This is a genomic window from Arthrobacter sp. P1_C12_2 (assembly GCF_056406415.1).
Window position 1 is genome coordinate 1 of sequence record NZ_JBFUAF010000034.1, and the last position, 16,891, is coordinate 16,891.

Consider the following 16,891-nt stretch of genomic DNA (forward strand, 5'->3'; position numbering starts at 1 on the left):
GCCCGGAACACCGTCTGCGTCTCCGCCGTCGCCCGGAACACCGTCTGCGTCTCCGCCGTCACCGCCACCGCCGGGCCCTGCCCCGCCCGCACAAACAGCGACGGAGCCGCCGAGCCGCCGATCATCGCCACCCGCAGGAACATCATCCGCTCATAAATCCCGGCGAACTCCGGCAACGGCTCCCCCGCCAACTGGGCAAAGCCGGCATCCACACGGCCGCCCGCAGGCACACCCACCGGCCCCGCCGGCAGAATCGGAAACAATGAAAAAACCACGTAATCCTCCTAGCCCGCGAAGTCATTGCTCAGCTGCTCGACGCCAACACCGGCAACTGCGTGGGGGACGACCGGGTTGAGTCCCTGACCGGCTTGGGGCAGTTCGTCGCCGATCAGCCCGCGGGCCCGCAGGGCCTCCAGCTCCTTCTCGTCAATGGTGCCGATAACGAAGCTCTCCGTCGTCCGGGCCTGCTGGATCGCAGCCGCAGCAGCCCATTCATGTTCGCAATGGATAGCGGTACCTCTTAACATCACCGCTGCACCATAGGGCTGGCGCGTTACGGGAACGTTACGACCAGCCCGGACGGCTACCACTAGACCCTTCTCCCTCACCCTCGCCTTGGTTGTCGTTGCTGGCCGGTATGGCTTTCAGGTAGCACAAACGGATCGTCGGAGGCAAGGACAATCAGTTGGGGCTGGGTCGACACCAGCAGCATCGTGAACTCGTCTGGCTTCCAGCGCATCGTGACAAGCTTGAACGCGGCAAGCAAGTTCGCGCGCCAACATTCCACGATGGTCGCGGAAGCTGAGAGGCAAATGGCGCCAGCGCGGGGGATGTTGAAGCTCGCGCGGCGAATGCCGATCCGATGCTCAGGCATTTGAGAGTCTCTTGCTCCAGGTCGACAAGCACCCGGTCAGCCTGGGCCTGACGGTCTTCCGTCAGGCCCAGAAGGGGGCTGAAGGGCCACGGATCGCCAAGGGCAAGCAGTTCGCCTCCATTAGCTGGCCCATCGCCATACTCCAAGGGATGGCTGCCTCCGAGGCGCTGCGGGACAACAACAACCGCTATGAATTCGCGTGGCCGGCTCCTCCGGGCGCTGCGTGCCCACAGTCGGCGCATGGGCCGCCGCAAATAACCAGATCGAACTCCACGGCAGAGCCCCCGAATCCAGCGTGTTGATACCGCAGACCTGTCTCCGAATAAGAAGGCCACGACGAACGCGGGCTTATGAGCAGCCGGCCCTGCAGTTCCCGGCGGATCGCTGCAGGACGATAACGCGCCCGTAACACTCGGGCTGTTAGCCTGCGCCCACATGCCTTTACGGAGAGACCGTGATGACAGATGCCTTAAAGAGGTTCCACAGCTTCGCCTCGCCACTGCAGCCACGGAGGGATGTATAGGGGGCGGGGAGTCCAACATTCAAGGAGCAGTCCAATGGCAATACCGGAAGACGTGATCACCGCAACCCGGGCGCGGTTCCAGGCACGGCAGGGCCCACGGGCGAGCACGGAAGAAAAGATCGCGGCGGCACGTACCCGGCAGGGCAGTATCCTCAACGTGGACGCACCGGAACGGGTGGCGCTGCGCACCCAGCGGGTCCTGCGCCACCCGCTGGTAATGGACGCACTCAGCGCGATCGCCGGCCCCTCCCCGGATGGCGGCGACCCGGTACGGGATGATTATGTGCTGGAGCGGATCATCGGCGGGAATAACCTGCTGGGCATCGCGTTCCTGGAACTGGGTATGACGGTCTCCCGCAGTGTGGGCCGCGTCATCGTCCGCGACCGTGTCCAGATCCGGGGCTTTGGCACCGGATTCATGATCTCTCCGCGTCTGGCCCTGACGAACAACCACGTGCTGCCCGATGCCCAGTTGGCCCGTTTCTCCCGCCTGGAATTCAACTTCCAGAACGGTGTCAGCGGTCTTGCTCTGACCACATCCCAGTTCGACCTGGAACCGGATGCCTTTTTCCAGACCGACGCGGACCTTGATGTCACCGTCGTCGCGGTCGCTGCGCAGTCACGGCCGGACGGAACGAGTGCAGCGGTGCCGCTCGCTGGCTTCGGCTTCAACCGCGCCTCCAAGGACCAGGGCAAAATCCTGCTGGGCGAATCGATTAACATCATCCAACACCCGGACGGCCAGGAGAAACAGCTGGCCCTGCAGCAAAACGAACTCATCGACCGGTTCGACCAATTCCTGCAATACCGCACTGACACGTCACCGGGCTCCTCCGGTTCACCGCTCTACAACAACCAGTGGGAAATCCTCGGCCTCCATCACTCTGGGGTGCCCGCCCGCAACGCCGCCGGAGACATCCTGGCCCTGGACGGCACGGTGTGGGACGAAACGCAGGGTGAGCTGAAAATCCAATGGATAGCCAACGAAGGCATCCGCATCAGCAGCATCCTGACCTGGCTCGCCAAGTTTGCCGACGGCATGAACGCTGGACAACGGACCCTGCTCGAGGAGGCCTTGAACCCGCCCTCCCAACCCGTCACGCCTCAACCCAGAGTCGGGGAACAGCAGGCCCGGCTCCGGACACAACCGGCGCCGGAACATCCCGACGATCCGGCGGACGGGGCCGTTTCCCTCAACATTCCCCTGCACATCACCGTCCGGCTCGGCGCCGTGCAGCCGGCAGGAGGCCTCGCCGCAACGTCCGCACGGCAGAATCAGGACGCGGTTGGGGGCACTGGCAGTGCGGTGGCCGAAGAGGCCGTGGCGATCGATCCCGATTATGCAGGGCGAACAGGGTACGACCCGGAGTTCCTGGGCACGCCAGTCCCCCTGCCGGTCCTGACGCAGGAACAACGTGCGGATGCGGCACAGAACCGCCGGGCAGCCGACGGGCAGGACCCAACCGTGCTGAACTACCACCACTTCAGTCTCGTGATGCAACGCATCAGGCGCCTAGCGCTCTACACGGTCGTGAACGTCGACGGCCAGCTCAGCCAGTCACCCAAGCGTGATCGGGACAGGTGGTACTTCGACCCGCGGTTGGAGCAGGCGGACCAGATTGGTGAGGATCTCTATGCGGACAACGACTTTGACCGCGGGCACCTCGTCCGCCGCCTCGATCCGGCCTGGGGGCCGGACAAAGTCGCCCGGTCAGCCAATGACGATACCTTCCATTTCACCAACTGCTCTCCCCAACATAAAAAATTCAACCAGGGAGCCTCGCTGTGGGCCGGCCTTGAGGACTATCTGCTGGACACCGCAAAGGCCGACAAGCTCCGGCTTACGGTGTTCACCGGCCCGGTATTCACCGCCAGCGACCCGGAGTTCCAGGGAGCCCGGATCCCGCTTGCATTCTGGAAGATCCCAGTGTTCCGGCAGGCAGACGGCGGTCACTCGGCCAGCGCCTACATGATCAGCCAGCACGAACTGGTCAAGGACATACTCAGGGAAACCTTCACCCCGGCCACCTTCCAGGTCCCGGTCCGAAGGATCAGTGAACTCACCGGTCTGGACTTCGCCCACCTGTTCGAATGGGACCCCATGAACAACGACTTCTCGTCCCTGCCCAAGGCCCAGGAAGCACTCGCCACCCCCACCCCGGCCCGTGAACTCCACACCTTCGACGACCTGCAGCTGTAAGCCGCGGCTTGGTCGCAGGGCGCGAGTGTCTGATTAACGGTGGACCCGGGATTGGCCTGACACGCCGGACGTAGGTGATGACCGCTTGGATAGAACCGCCAGCCAAGACGACGTGTCCGTCCACGGCGGTAACCGGTAAGTCATCGGCAACTGCCGAGGTGACAAGGTAGAGCCGAAACTGCCCATCACCCGGATCTGCCAAGGAGCCCTCCATGTACACCTATGATCACGAGCCCCGATACGTTCGCCGGAACGTCTGGTGGCTTGAGGCGGAGACGCCGTGGGACCCGATCACACTGGCATTCGCCAACGCGATCAAGGTGCTTCAGGCCCGGCCACTCCAAGACCCCACCAGCTGGGAGTACCTCAGCGCCGTCCATGGCCGCAGCGGCGCCGCCATGCCGCACACGGTGTGGAACCAGTGCCAACACGGCAGCTGGTACTTCCTGCCGTGGCACCGCATGTACCTGCACTACTTTGAGCAAATCGTTCGAGCTGAGGTGGTCAGCCAAGGCGGCCCCGACGACTGGGCGCTGCCGTTCTGGGACTACTCCAATCCCGCCCACGCGGCGCTGCCGCCAGCGTTCCGCCAGACCACCATGCCGGACGGCTCGGCCAACCCGCTCTTCGTTACTGAGCGTGTGCCCGCTGCCAACGCGGGCGGCAAACTGCCGCCGTCGGTCACGTCCTCCGACGACGCGCTCGACTTCACCGGATTCACCCCCCCCCCCCCCGCCGGCCCCCGGTTTCGGCGGGGGCATCACCGCTCGCTCACACTTCTTCACCGCCCACGGACAGCTCGAGTTCACGCCCCATAACGACGTCCACGCTGTAATCAACGGGTGGATGGGCGACCCGGACATGGCCGCGCTCGACCCAATCTTCTGGCTGCACCACTGCAATATCGACCGGTTGTGGGCGGTATGGCTCGACAAAGGCGATGGCCGAGTAAACCCGTCCGAGACGCAGTGGCTGGACCAGACGTTCGCCTTCCACGACGAGAACGGCGCGCAGGAGAGCCGGCCCGTCAGCGACTTTCTCGACACTACCCAAGTGGGATATATGTACGAGGGAATTCCCGCGCCGGTGGCGGCCGAGGAGATACTTACCGCGCGAGGACGAGGAGCGGACCCAGCAATGCCTGATCCCGAGATGGTTGGTGCATCGGAACGGCCGTTGATGCTCACGGGCACCCCCACTTCCGTGGACGTGTCGATCGACCGACGTGCCGTCGAGGCCCGGGCACGCGACCGCGACCGCGCCGAGGCTGCCGCGCCGCAGCACGTATACCTCAACCTAGAGGACATTGACGCGGAGCACGCTCCCGCCGTGGTCTACGAGGTCTACATCACCGCCGACGCCCCCTCCTTGGAGGCGCCACGCTACATCGGGAACGTGTCATTTTTCGGGATCGAGCACGTCGGCCATGCGAACCACGACGCCGGGGCATCCATTGGGGCCGAGGCCGTAACCGATACTTGGGCCCAGCTCATCGGCTGGGCGGTCATGGTGACGGCGATGATGGTCCCGCTTGTCTGGCCGGCGGTTAGGCACGTCGGGCTCAACAGCCTGCGGTGGCGAAGGCAGCGGGCCATCGCGGTGTTCCTGGCAGCGTACACCGGTGTGTGGACGGCGTTCGGCGCCGTGGTGCTCGGCGCCCGTGACCTGCTAAGCGTCGCCCACGCACCTGCCCTCGCGGCAGCCTTGGCCGTGGCCGCGCTGTGGCAGCTCTCGCCTCTGCAGCGCCGGTTCCGGCGGGCGTGCCACCGCACAGTTCCTCTGCCGCCGCGGGGGCTGCAGGCAGTGGCCGGCGACATACGCTTCGGCCTGCGCCAGGGTGTGGCGTGCATCGGCGTATGCTGGCCGCTCATGCTCGCTATGGCGCTGGTGCCGGGCGCGATACTGCTGTGGATGGTAGCACTCACCGCGGCGATGGCGTCCGCAAAGCTGCTTCCGCGGAGCTACCGACCCTCGGGGCCTCTGGCGGTCTGCCTCGGCGTGGCCGCGGCGACCACGCTCGTCCTGACGGTAGGGTGAGTTCGCGCGTCACCGTGCCGTGGGCACCAGCGGCCGCTCATACCGCCTGGCTGAGAAACCAGGCCACCGCTGCCTCGATCGGCTGTTCGGTATGCGACTCGTAGTAGCTGAAGGCCGACGAGGGGTTCACCTCGAAACAGACAATGCGGCCGGTATCCGACACTCGAAGGTCAATGCCTGCAAACGGCAGCCCAAGCATCCTCAGCTGGGCCGCAAAGCCGCCGCCGGGGACCTCGTGCGTCTGGCCAAGGCCCTGGCCGGAAAGGGGCTCTGCCGCTTCACCAGCCTTCCGGGCGGGCAGCCGACGCCAACCATGCCCGCGGGCTGCCGGTGTCCGTCAATGGGCAGGCCACCGGGCCGCCAGGGAATTTTCCCGAAGCCCACGCGAGCGCCTTCTCATGGCCATTGCCCGGCTTCACTGACTCCTACGTCAGGACGGCGGCGTGTGCCGGATCAGGATTGTGTGCCGGCAGACCATTTTGTGCGGGCAGAGGTCCGGCCCATACCTCTTGCCCAGCATCCGGAGGAAGGGCCGGGGGAACTGGACTTACGAGCTCGTCAAAGGAGACAAGGTGCGCGCTGCCCCGACGCAAGGGTGGGCCTTAGATTAAATCGAGCCTGCGTGCGCGGGCGATCGACTCGACCTGGGGGTCATCAGCCGCGATGGCGAGGTCTGCCTCGGTCGTTTCCGCCGTGAAAAGCTCGTCATCGATCCGGGTGCGTACTCGGAAACCGGTCGGAACATACCTCTGCGTGTTCACCTTGACGATGACCCGGGTAAGTCCGGACTCGCACGCGTCCGAGGACCGGGCCAGATGGTTGGCGTCTTCGTCGTCAAACCGCAAGAGTTTCGACACGTCTCAAGCTTACGCCGCGTCAGCGGCACTTGAACTATAGGCCCCTGAGCATGTTTGTCGCTGAAAGACGGCCGCCGCCGTATCGGTCATTCCAGTCAAATCCCGTCGGTGGCGGGTCGGACCGGACGGCCTTCATGACAATGGACCTGATCTCCTCGGTGGTGAGTAAGCGATTGTCTGCAAGGGCTTCTGCCAGCAGCAAGGCGACGCACCCGGTTACGGCCGGACTCGCCATGCTGGTGCCCGACATCCGGGTGGTTCCGTTTGTGGACCGGGATGCAGCTGCCAATACATTATTGCCGGGCGCGGAGACTTCCGGTTTCTGCCGCCCGTCCCGGGTGGGGCCGGCGCTGGAAAACCATGAGAGCGGCCTCGCTGGCTTGTGGGCGTCATAGGAACCGACCACGATCGTATTGTGCCCGCACGAGATCGATCCGACCGTATGGGTGTTATCCAGCGGCTCTTCGAACGTTGACTGGCCGTTGTCGTCGCGCTCGATCCAGGCGTGGAACGGGACCGGGGCCCCAGTCGTACTGGTTAGCCGAAGGATCCAACGGCCGGAGGAGACGGTGGGAGAGAGGAAGACGCCGATTGTATTGTCCCCATTGTTGGGATCGGAAAGCCTGTTGGCCGCAAAGAGGACCACCTGTCCTGCCTGTGATGCGGTACCGCTCTCACCAGGCCCGAGGATGCCAACGCTCTGGCCTTGGGGTGAAACCAACTCCAGCCGTAGTGCGGCGTTTCCTGAATACCACAGCTCCATCTCGTTCTGGGTCCCGTCCCCGGGCGCCACTACCCATGCAAGATCCTGGAAGCCGTTTGCTGGAACTGTCCCGGCAGCGTGGATACCGTCTGCGAAGGAATTGGAAGCAGCTATGCAGACCGAACGGTTTGGGGCTTGGACCAGCAGGCGGTCGATGCCTTGTTCGACCAAAGTCGTTCCATCATGGGGCCCGCCGTTCGTGCCCAGGCTGACGTTGATTACGCACGGTACCGGTCCGGCTTCCCGGAATATGAATGCCAGTGCCTCGAGAAGTTGAACGGAGTCACCAAAGTTGCTGCCGACTACCTGCGAGCCGCTCCAGGGAACGTCGCTATTGGCCACGTCGACAAAGAGAAGCTCGGACTCAGGTGCCACGCCGGGAACCCCTGTACCCCGGCCATTACCCGCCGCAATGTCCATGACGTGAGTACCGTGGGCAGGTTCGCTGGGGTCGGGCCCGTACCCAAGGACGCGGTAGGGATCTCCTGCAGCGAGTGCGGCATTTATGGCGTTTGCAGAATAGACTGCACCGTAGGCGAAGCCCGGTTCTCCCTGGCCTCTGGCATTCTGGTCCCACAATTTTTTTATCCGTGTCGCACCGTCAGCCGCCAGGAAGTTCTGGTGAGCGAAGTCGCAACCGATATCAACAATTCCAACCACAACCCCTTGGCCACCGTGGGAGTTCCCTTGCGGCAGGTCGTCGGGCCGGGCCTGTATCTCGCGTACGGTTGCCTCGAGTTGGTGTGAGAGGTGCTGTGCGGCCTTGAGGCTGACAACAAATTCTTGACTGCGCACATTCTGGAGCCTTGCCACCGGAATACGAGCGGTCACGATAACCGTGCCGTCGTCGGCGGTTTCTCCTATTACCACCCCGGGAGTAACTTCGGGCATAGCCTCAAACTCTTCGACATCAGTGACCTTGGCGATGACGGCAACCTCGTCGGCCGCCGTACCGGCCGTGGCCGGCTTGGACTTTCCGTGCTGACGCCAGGCCACGAGCTTCTGAAGGCGCACATCCATGTTCGTTGGCGCTGCGCCGCCGGGCCCGCTGAGCGGAGTAAAGCTGAGGGCGGCGTTGTCGGGGGGAATGGGATCGGGGGGGAAACCCTGGACCATCGTTATCAACTCCTTAGATGAAACGGTAAACACGCTGGCGCCTTCGGCCTGCACAACGGCGGCCAACGCTGTTAGCCGTGGGATGGTTCGCGCCGCAGATCCCAAAGGCGAAGAACATTCGTTTGCGCGGCCTACCGGGCCGCATGCAGCCCCTTCGGGGTCGGACGAAAGACGGGTGAACAGTGTCCAGTGGCGTCGGGGTTGCCAGGCGCCCCGCTGCCTCAAAAACCGGTCCTAGCGAAAACACGGCGGCCAGTACAGTCAACGCCGTTGAGCGGAAGGAATGCCATCGAGCGCCCGCCGGTCGCGACGATGCGGATATCACGGTAAGGCTTGGACAAGTCGGGTTGTCATGATCCCCTCCACCTGAGAAAGTATCTCGAAATTTGTGTGGATGATTCAACGCACTGCGGTCCTCTCCGGCAATCAGTTGCGCTCAACCTTCCCCACTCTGTACCACGCATCGTTACTGCGACGTTACGACGCGGACGTTCGCAAGACGGAGGCAGGCCGGATCAGGTTGCGGGTCCCACTCGGCGCCGACCAGTCTTCGTGAGGCTGTGAGGTTGGGCCGGCCAGCCAACGGCCTCGTGGACGTACTCTGGCCACGGCTCCGGGCAGTCATGCTCCGACAGCGTCTTCGTGAAGTTGCGGTCTTTGCCGCGGCTTCGTTGCGGCACCGTGCTGTTGTCGCTGATCTACACCCCAGCAGCGGCCACGGGCGCACCTCAGCCCGACTACCGCGTCATATCCGTCGGCCTGCTGGCCGATGGGCGCCGCCAAGTGATTGTAGAAGCCGCCAAGTGATTTAGAACGGACCAGCCACCGGGCTGCCTCAGCTGCGTTGTTATTGCGACGCGGCGGAAGAAACGGCGCTTCCAGCGGATCCGGGACATCCCGGTCGTCGGCGCTGTGGGAGTCCTTTGGCCCAAGTACCGTTGGCACTGCGAGGAACCGGCCTGGCCGCGGCTGTTGTTCTTTGAATTCACCGCTCAGGTCCCGCGCTGTGCCCGCTCCACGTCCGGCTCCGGGATCAGGTTGTTGGGAACCGTGGATTGTTGCCTTGAGCACGCGTGAGTCTTCTGCTTCATCCTGCCCTCCCGGGAACCCACAGTCATCCCATGGATCCGGACAAAGGAAGGGAAGCGGATACCGTCATGGACGTTCTTCATGAGAAGTGTGCCGGCATCAATATTTCCAAGCGCCATCAAAGTCTGCGTGCGCCTTCCGGGGCGCCGCTCCGGCCAATACGCATCGACGGTCGCGGCGTGGGCGTCAACGACAAACGAGCTTCTGGCCATGGCGGAGCATCTGCTCCGAGCTCAAGTGACCCTGGTGGTGATGAAAGCGACCAGCGAGTGCTGGAGACAGTTTCACTTCCTGTACGAGGACGGACTGAACGTGTTGCTCGCGAACGACCAACACGTCAAGAACATGCCCGGGCGCAAGACCGACGTCGCGGCTGTGGCGTGGCTGGCCCAGTTGGGTGCATGCGGGCTCGTGCGCGCCTCGCTCGCTCCGCCTGAACCGATTCGCCGCCTTCGTGACCTGAACCGAACGCGGCACAATGTGCACTGCCAGCGCGCCAGCGAAATCCAACGCGTTGAGAAACTTCTCGAAGTCACCAGCATCAGGCTCCCCTCCGTTGCCACGGATCTCACAGGTGTCTCCTCCCGTGCCATGCTCGGGGTCCTCACTGAGGTGAGCGCGATTCCGCGGCACTGGCAGATCTCGCCGTCTAAAGCTTGCGCGCGATCCCCGAAGCGCTGAACGGGCAAGTTCAACAACCACCCCGCCTTCCTCACCAAGATGCATCTGGACATTATCGACGGGCACACCCGTGTCATCGCCGACCTAAATCTCCAAATCGGCGAGGTGCTGGGACCGTTACCTGCGCACTTCGGCTTCTTGTGGCGGCAAGCACTAATCCGCCCCCGCCTTATGGGTGGCTCTTTTTTGCCCGGACTTGGGGCGCTCCCGACTGCTTTTGCGGTTTTTGTCAACCATGACAGGCGGTGAATCACGACATTGGTCTCAGACCGTCCTACGACCGCTCCGTCTCCTCGACATTTCGCCGTTATTCAGGGTCTCGCGCACGGGCAGCTCACACCCACACCCAGCCTTCCTCGAGCAACCGGTCGAGGGCCGCTTTGACGGCGTCGGCCTCGGCCGTTCCCGGCGTCGCCCACGGCGTCCAGGACACCCAGAGGTCGGCGATCAGGGCGTCGCCGTCGTTGCTGACCCGAAGCCGCACCGGTGGAATGGCCTCCACCCTTGGCATAGGGAAGGCGACTACGCCTTCGCGGGATAGCGCCCGCTCCAGCGTCATCTCATCCATTTTGACGAGGCAGGTCGACGCCCCTCCGGCGGTGAGGAGCCGGGACCGCCGGTCCTCGCACACCAGGGTGTGTTGCATGATGACGGCGCCGGGCGAGGGCGACGGCTGATCGACCGCCGCGGCAAACCACGAGCGCAGCCGGCCAAGGGACAGCTCTGGCGTGGTAGCGACKATGAAGGGTCGACCCGGCGGCATAGCGGGCTCAACGCCGTCAGGGAGATGCTCGCGTTGCAGCTGCCACATGGCCCGCTCGACCTCGAGCCTCCGATCGACGTAGGGCGTGTCGGCCGGCCGAGCCCCGAGGCACAGCCGTATGGCCAGAGGTTCGACCACGCCCGCGAGGCAGCGTAGCGGCCGCAGCGCCGCCTCGAACACCTCCCCGGGCTCGGCGGCCGGAACCCTGAACTTGAGCGGCACGTACGTGAGGACCGGCGGAGCCGTCATCGGGTGCGCTGCCAGTTCGGGGCGGCGGCGGTCCCCAGATTCCCGAACCGCCACAGCAGGGTGCCCGTGGACGAGACGATGTTCACCACGTCGAGCCGGTCGACACCCACCCCGCCTACACGGCCGGCCCGCAAATCCGCGAGCAAGTCGGCGGGGATGCTACCGACGGCTCCACGGGGCGTCGGGGGCATGCCGCCGACCGCCTGATAGTTCCCGGAGGCGTCCACCCGCCGCATGCCGGATTCGGTGGGCAGGTCACGGGATCCGGTCAGGAACCACGGGACGACCACCGTCACCTCCCGAGTCGGTTCCGTCGAGGGCCTTCCCTGGCCTGTCGGTCCGGTGACTGTGGGCGGGACCTTGCCCGCGCCGCGCGTGATGGCTTTGTTCAACGACCGAGAACCGTATGGGATGCCCTCGTGCTCCTTCACCTCGACGTGGCGCCCCGACACCCCTGGAGCCGCGCCGGGGGCGCCCTCGACGTGGATGTCGAAGGATCGGGCACCCGCTTGGCCCGGGTTGAAGCGCACGACCTGGCTTGGGTCGTTACGCACGTCGTTGTAGAGTCGGAGCATCTCGGCGAGCTCCGAGGCCTTGTCGACGGCCTGCCGCACGTTCTCCGCCTCGCTGGTTCCCCGGGCGCGGCTGACGCTCTCCCGCACCCAGGCGGCGAAGCCGCGGATGTTGCGCCCAGCCGCCTCCAGCCGCGCCACCTCGGCCATCGTTGCGATCAGGTCCGGGCGCCCTCCCCGGTTGAGCGCGCGTACGAGCGTCCGCAGGCTCGGCTCCACCGAAGCAAAGTAGCTCATCGTCGCCGGGTCCAGCGCGGCGACGAAACCCCGGCCCGGCTCGTACGAGTTGACGAGCTCCTGGTGTTGGGCGAGCTGCATCTCGACGGCAGACAGCTCCCGTTGCAGCCTCTCGCGCTCGGCAGCTGAGACCAACTCCTCCCCACTCATACRCATGGCCCGCGCATGGATATCGCGGAGTATCTGCTCCAGCGCGGTCTTGATTTCGGTGAGCTTCCGCACCTCCAGACGCGCCTCGAACCCGCGCGTCCCATAGCCAGGCGTGAGCCGGAGCAGGCTGCGGATGCGGTCAACCAGCCTGCGGATAAGACCAATCGGCCCCTCGTATTGGCGCAGAAGGCGAGCGGTCTCCAGGTGCGCCCGCAACCGACGTACGCCTGCCTCCGGACCCATCTCGATGTGGAGGACGCCGTCGAGGTATCGAACTAGGACGGAGCTGCCGATGTCGGGGTTTTCAACTATACGCACCCGCCCGGCCAGGTCACCCAGCTCGCGCTCCAGGGAAGCCAACCGCCCCGGTTCCATCGGCCGGCGAGGGGCCGGCCCGCTTGCAGCGACCGGCTCATGCCGCGCCTCGCCGGCCGGCCCGTGCGGTTCGCCTGCCACTGGTCGTATGGGCGGGTGCTCCGCGCTCGGAGTGGCTGTCGGCTCGCCGCCGACGGCCGCGCGTGCTCGCGGCGCCGGGGCGAACTGCAGTGTGGCTTCGCGCAGAGCACTGGTGAAGATCTGCGCCCGGGCCCGCCGTGCCTCCGCATGGGACATCCTGCCGGATAGCTCGGCGTCGTTCACACGGAGGAAGCCGCCCAGGACGACTCCCTGGCCGATTGCGAAGCCGCCCCAGCTGGCGACCGCGCCGGCGCGCTCCGCGAGCTCGCTCATGTCGTGAACACTACGCAGCGCACCAAGGATCGCCTGCTGGTCGGCCGCCGTGGACGCCAGCACGAATCGGTCCGCGTGCTGTAGCACGCGGACCCGCCCCACGACCGCGACTCCCTGCGCGGCGGCGCCGAACAGGCCGATGATGTCCATCACCGTGTCGGCGTCCATCCGCAGACTGCCGTTCTGCCAGCGGTCCAGCAGCCGGTCGGCCGCCACGGCGGCGCCGACCACTGCCGCGATCTCGCCGACGCCGGGGACGAGTAGGCCGAGCACGACCAGGACCGCGGCGAGGTCGGCAAGCCGGCGGCGGGCCAACGCTTCCCCGGTGCTGACGTTGGTCAGCGGCAGCTCGCCCGCCTCGAACGGCGCGTCGGCCGAAAAGCGAATCGATAGACTGCCGGGGCCGTACTCGTTCCCGCGCGACATGAGCCGGGCCGCATTGCGTACGGCCTCCGTGGCACTTGCCCCCCGGCCGGTCCACTGACGACCGTTCGCAGTCGACACGTCAGAGAGCCGCCACACTTCACCCTGGGCACCCCGCACTTGGCCCAGCTGAAGCAGCAACGGGTATGTCTGGCCGTCCAGCCGACTGACAAACGCCGCCTCTGGGCGGTAGATCTGCCCCTCCATGCGGTCGGTTCGGGCGCGGGCGTGCTCCTGCTGCTCGCGCAACGATCCAAGCTGGCGTTCCAGGTCCCGGCGCTGCCACTCCGGGGTCTGCGCGATCTGGGCCTCCCGCTCCCGGATCTCCAACGCGATGACGTCGGTGGCCGCCCCTGATGCACGGATGCGCAGGTTAGCCAGCTCGGTCTGCAGTTGCGCCAGCCGTTCTGGAGAGGCGCCCGACCGGCGGGCCAGTTCGAGCTCAAGCTCCTTCTCATCCGCTAGCGCGTGCGGCAGCTCTAGTGCGGCCCGAGCCAGGCTGGCGACGGGCCGGACCTGCACCAGCCTGGCCGCGACGCTGGCCGCTCGCCGGCGCGACCCGTGGACGGCGGGCTGGGCGATACACCGGACCATGTAGATACCCTCGGTCGCTGGCCATGGGACCTCCTGCTCGTGGAAGTCCCCGCCGTAGAGATCGGCGAGGGCACCCAGCGCCACGCCGCCCATCGACACGATGGCCGACGCGGGCGTCAGCTCGAGGCTGGCGAAGTTCGCCTGGGCCCGGGTGATCAACTCGGCCGGGGTCCCGCCGTGGGCGGCGTCCACCGGCGAGGCGAGTTCCCGGGCGCTGGCCATGGTCTCCTCGGCGAGAGTTTCGGCGGCCTGTTCGGCCCGCCGGCCTGTTGCGTCAAGCCGTCCGACCCGGTCGGCGGCGGAGGTGGGTCGCCCGCGGGCGCGCATCATCTGCTCTTCCAAGCCGCCCTGCACGAGGTCGGTGACCCGATACAGCTCCCAGTGGTAGTGGACGTAGTTCATCGCCTCGACAACCTGCGAGAGCTGGTCGCTGCCGGCGATGGAGTAGTCTAGGCGCATCAAGTACGTGCCGATGGCGCGAGTCGGCGCGATGTCTGGGCCGGAAAGCGCGGCCGGGATGGCGGGGGCGTTAGCCGTGAGCAGGCCTCCCTCGAACTCGCTGCCGGTCGCTGGCGGCTCGGCTGGCTCCGTGCGCTCGGCGGGCTCCGTGCCTGCCGAGCCGGCCGTCTCCGCTATCGGCGGTCCCGCCAGCAGCCCGGCCGCCTCTTCCCGCTCATCAGCTTGGCGCGCCTGCGGGTCGCGTTCGGCGATGCCGGTGATACGGCGCATCAGGTCTCGCCGGATAACGGTGTGGTACTGAGTTCCGGGAGCCGGTCCGGTTTGCAGGACCTCGTAACGCATGCCCAGCAAGCGGGACAGAATCTGCCCGCGCGAGGCGGCGGACAGCGAGCCGCCGAAGCGCCAGGACACCCACTGCCGGAGCACACGGTCGTGGTAGGTCCGGACGGTGTCGCCCTCCCGCCAGGTGCCCCAGATGAGGTAGAAGCCGTTGGCGGCTACGGTGCCCTGGCCTTCGGCGTGGACAGCACGGTTGCCGAGACTCCGCTGCAGGTCGGCCGGTGAGGGACGTCCGGCAGTGCGCCGAGGTGGCGGCTGCGCCCCTCGGCGCGATTCAGCGACCCGTTCAGGAGTCGACGTTTGGCGTGACGACGCCATCGCTCAAGACTCGCTCGGAGGGCTTCACGCTCTCTTCGTTTTTGGGCTGGAGTAGCTCGATGCTTGCCTCGAGATCAATGATCCTCTTCATCAGGTCACCTACCCCGCACAGGACCTCGACGGGTTTCACCCTCCGCCAGTACGTAGTGTCGAGGCCGCTAATGCCGCCCACTTTGTCGAGTGTCACAGTCCGCAAGAGAACCCACTCGCTATCGGACGAGCACCAGCGGCAGCCCTTCGGTGCGACCGACCACCCGCCGACGCCGGTGCCCCCTTGCTTCTTGGCGCCTTCCGAGGCCGTGTCCTTTCCTTCACCGCAGCTTTTCGTCTCGTCTGTCTCCCCCGCGGTCCCCTCGTGCCGGCATACTCCACCGGGCAGGTCGTCGAGTTGGGTCCGGGTGAAGGCCTGGACAAGCGCACGGTCCCGCAACCTGTTCGTTTGCGTCCCCAAGCACATTGCTATGCGGGTTACTGCAGTAGACGTCAGCCGCTCCGCGCCAACGAGATGTGCGTTCCCGGCCGTCGATAGCCGTGACCGCAGAGCCATAGCAGTGCCGACGGGGTACATCTGGTGTTCGGTCAGAACTAGCTCGTTGGGTCTCTCGTTGGCTCTGTAGCGCCTGCACTCGATCAGCCTGTGGAGGGCAGCCAGACCATCGGGACTTTGTCCGCCTGCTGCGCGGCTAGAAACGTACGCGCTGCGCGGCTTGTGGAGTGCGGCAAAGGGCAATGTGAAACTCCCCAATCCCCGGGCAATATGCCCCAGCGCTAGACGAGTCCGCTCCATCGGAGAGCGCTGATTCCCAGGATAGTCCTCCGTGCTGACGTCCCTGCGGCCGTTACCTCCTCTGGCATTGAAAGCGTGGATGACATACGGCACATCAAAATCTGGCATTCGGGGCCCCTCCGTATATTGCGCGAGAGCCCCACCCGGACATATGCGGGCGAATTGGGGCTAGAACCCCCATGGTTCGCCGAAGGCATTACTGGGACGTTACTGCCCGGATCGAGCTCTTGTCGCCGCAGATACTCATCCAGAAGCGGTCAACCATGCCGCGGCATCCGGCGACCGCGGAATCAGACAAAGGAACGAAACCATTCGTGACTCTTGGTTACGCTGGCCGCCGCCAGTCCGGTTCTGGCAGCATCGAAAACGCCCGGCTGACGTCGGTTGCTGCCCGGTCTCGTATGTGGCGGAGCAGGTCTAATCGAGAAGGGTCCTGTTTCCCCTCGGTTTGGTGATCCCTCGATCCATCCCCATGACCGCGGAGTCCCGCTGATTCGTCGATGAACGACGCTGGTGCGGTTGGCTGTCCCCAGCGAGGCGGGCTGCGGAGGCCGGACGTTCATGTCGTCCTCCGACCCCAGGCCATGAACGGATGTGAAGAACAAGCCAACTAGCTGTACTGACCGGGCAAGTTGGTGTAATCCGTCCGTGCGATGACACGGTGTGAGAATTCCGGAATGACCGAGGCCTCCCGGTTTGGAGTGGAGCTGTCTAAGAACCGGCTGCATCTCGGAGGCCTTCGTGTCCCGGTCGGGGAGTAGTTGGGCGATCGCTGGCATAAGCACGTTCCGTTCTCCATGGGCGAGGCATCCGCTCAGTCTGACGTGCCGGCGGCACTAGGGTGGGCATCCGAGTTCTGTGGACCTAGCCACCGCACGAGTCTTCTCCTGTTGCAACATTTTGATCTGCGCTGCGATGGCGGCCTTTTCGCCCGTCGGGGCGTTCTGGAGGTCCTCTTGAAGCGCTTCGATCTGCGGTTTCAGCCCCTCGATCGTTTGGCGCAGAGTGGCGCACTCCAGTGGTTCCCCCGGCGTGATCTGGACGGGTTCGCTGGGCGTGCCGAACGACTCGACGGACTCCTGCAGCATTCGCCATTGGAAAAGAGCCGGCGTTGACGGTGCCGGGATATTG

Annotated in this window: 13 protein-coding genes and 1 pseudogene; 5 read left to right on the forward strand and 9 right to left on the reverse strand. The window is 65.4% G+C overall.

Annotated elements, in window-relative coordinates; genetic code table 11:
• The 3 genes from AC1DZQ_RS21900 to AC1DZQ_RS21910 all read right to left on the reverse strand — a co-directional run.
• A partial coding sequence (locus AC1DZQ_RS21900; RefSeq protein ID WP_476965474.1) for a hypothetical protein occupies positions 1–275 on the reverse strand: 275 nt, incomplete at its 3' end.
• 9 nt (positions 276–284) lie between these two features.
• The gene (locus tag AC1DZQ_RS21905) at positions 285–527 is read right to left on the reverse strand and encodes a hypothetical protein (RefSeq protein WP_476965475.1); all 243 of its coding nucleotides are present in this window, start codon (positions 525–527) and stop codon (positions 285–287) included.
• 77 nt (positions 528–604) lie between these two features.
• Positions 605–874 (reverse strand): hypothetical protein, encoded by a 270-nt coding sequence (locus AC1DZQ_RS21910; RefSeq protein WP_476965476.1) that lies wholly within the window; start codon positions 872–874, stop codon positions 605–607.
• Positions 875–1,431: 557 nt separating this feature from the next.
• Here AC1DZQ_RS21910 and AC1DZQ_RS21915 point away from each other — a divergent pair.
• The 4 genes and pseudogenes from AC1DZQ_RS21915 to AC1DZQ_RS21930 all read left to right on the forward strand — a co-directional run bounded on the left by AC1DZQ_RS21915 (position 1,432) and on the right by AC1DZQ_RS21930 (position 5,634).
• Positions 1,432–3,597, forward strand: a complete 2,166-nt coding sequence (locus AC1DZQ_RS21915; RefSeq protein WP_476965477.1) for a DNA/RNA non-specific endonuclease — start codon at positions 1,432–1,434, stop codon at positions 3,595–3,597.
• 212 nt (positions 3,598–3,809) lie between these two features.
• Positions 3,810–4,415: a tyrosinase family protein gene (locus tag AC1DZQ_RS21920; protein ID WP_476965478.1), complete on the forward strand. Its 606-nt coding sequence runs from the start codon at positions 3,810–3,812 to the stop codon at positions 4,413–4,415.
• A pseudogene (locus tag AC1DZQ_RS21925) lies at positions 4,357–4,623 on the forward strand (tyrosinase family protein); the annotation flags it as partial. The gene AC1DZQ_RS21920 and the pseudogene AC1DZQ_RS21925, both read left to right, overlap by 59 nt.
• A gap of 111 nt (positions 4,624–4,734) precedes the next feature.
• The gene (locus tag AC1DZQ_RS21930) at positions 4,735–5,634 is read left to right on the forward strand and encodes a copper chaperone (RefSeq protein ID WP_476965486.1); all 900 of its coding nucleotides are present in this window, start codon (positions 4,735–4,737) and stop codon (positions 5,632–5,634) included.
• Positions 5,635–6,236: 602 nt separating this feature from the next.
• Here the strand turns inward: AC1DZQ_RS21930 and AC1DZQ_RS21935 are convergent.
• Complete coding sequence (locus tag AC1DZQ_RS21935) at positions 6,237–6,491, reverse strand: hypothetical protein (RefSeq protein WP_476965479.1); 255 nt, start codon at positions 6,489–6,491, stop codon at positions 6,237–6,239.
• 34 nt (positions 6,492–6,525) lie between these two features.
• Positions 6,526–8,403 carry a S8 family serine peptidase gene (locus tag AC1DZQ_RS21940; RefSeq protein ID WP_476965480.1) on the reverse strand — a complete coding sequence of 626 codons (1,878 nt, stop codon included), beginning with the start codon at positions 8,401–8,403 and terminating at the stop codon, positions 6,526–6,528.
• A 1,137-nt stretch (positions 8,404–9,540) separates the two neighbouring features.
• Between AC1DZQ_RS21940 and AC1DZQ_RS21945 the strand changes: the two genes are divergently transcribed.
• On the forward strand, positions 9,541–10,140 hold the full coding sequence (locus AC1DZQ_RS21945; RefSeq protein WP_476965481.1) for an IS110 family transposase: 600 nt from the start codon (positions 9,541–9,543) through the stop codon (positions 10,138–10,140).
• A gap of 334 nt (positions 10,141–10,474) precedes the next feature.
• On the opposite strand, the gene AC1DZQ_RS21950 is transcribed toward AC1DZQ_RS21945, so the two are convergent.
• The 4 genes from AC1DZQ_RS21950 to AC1DZQ_RS21965 all read right to left on the reverse strand — a co-directional run.
• Positions 10,475–11,206: a hypothetical protein gene (locus AC1DZQ_RS21950; RefSeq protein ID WP_476965482.1), complete on the reverse strand. Its 732-nt coding sequence runs from the start codon at positions 11,204–11,206 to the stop codon at positions 10,475–10,477.
• Positions 11,149–14,973, reverse strand: a complete 3,825-nt coding sequence (locus AC1DZQ_RS21955) for a hypothetical protein (protein WP_476965483.1) — start codon at positions 14,971–14,973, stop codon at positions 11,149–11,151. The genes AC1DZQ_RS21950 and AC1DZQ_RS21955 overlap by 58 nt, the downstream gene beginning before the upstream one ends.
• Entirely contained in the window at positions 14,942–15,160 is a 219-nt protein-coding gene (locus AC1DZQ_RS21960; RefSeq protein ID WP_476965484.1) for a hypothetical protein, read from the reverse strand. The genes AC1DZQ_RS21955 and AC1DZQ_RS21960 overlap by 32 nt, the downstream gene beginning before the upstream one ends.
• A 1,436-nt stretch (positions 15,161–16,596) precedes the next feature.
• On the reverse strand, positions 16,597–16,891 hold a 295-nt coding region (locus tag AC1DZQ_RS21965; RefSeq protein WP_476965485.1), incomplete at its 5' end, for a hypothetical protein.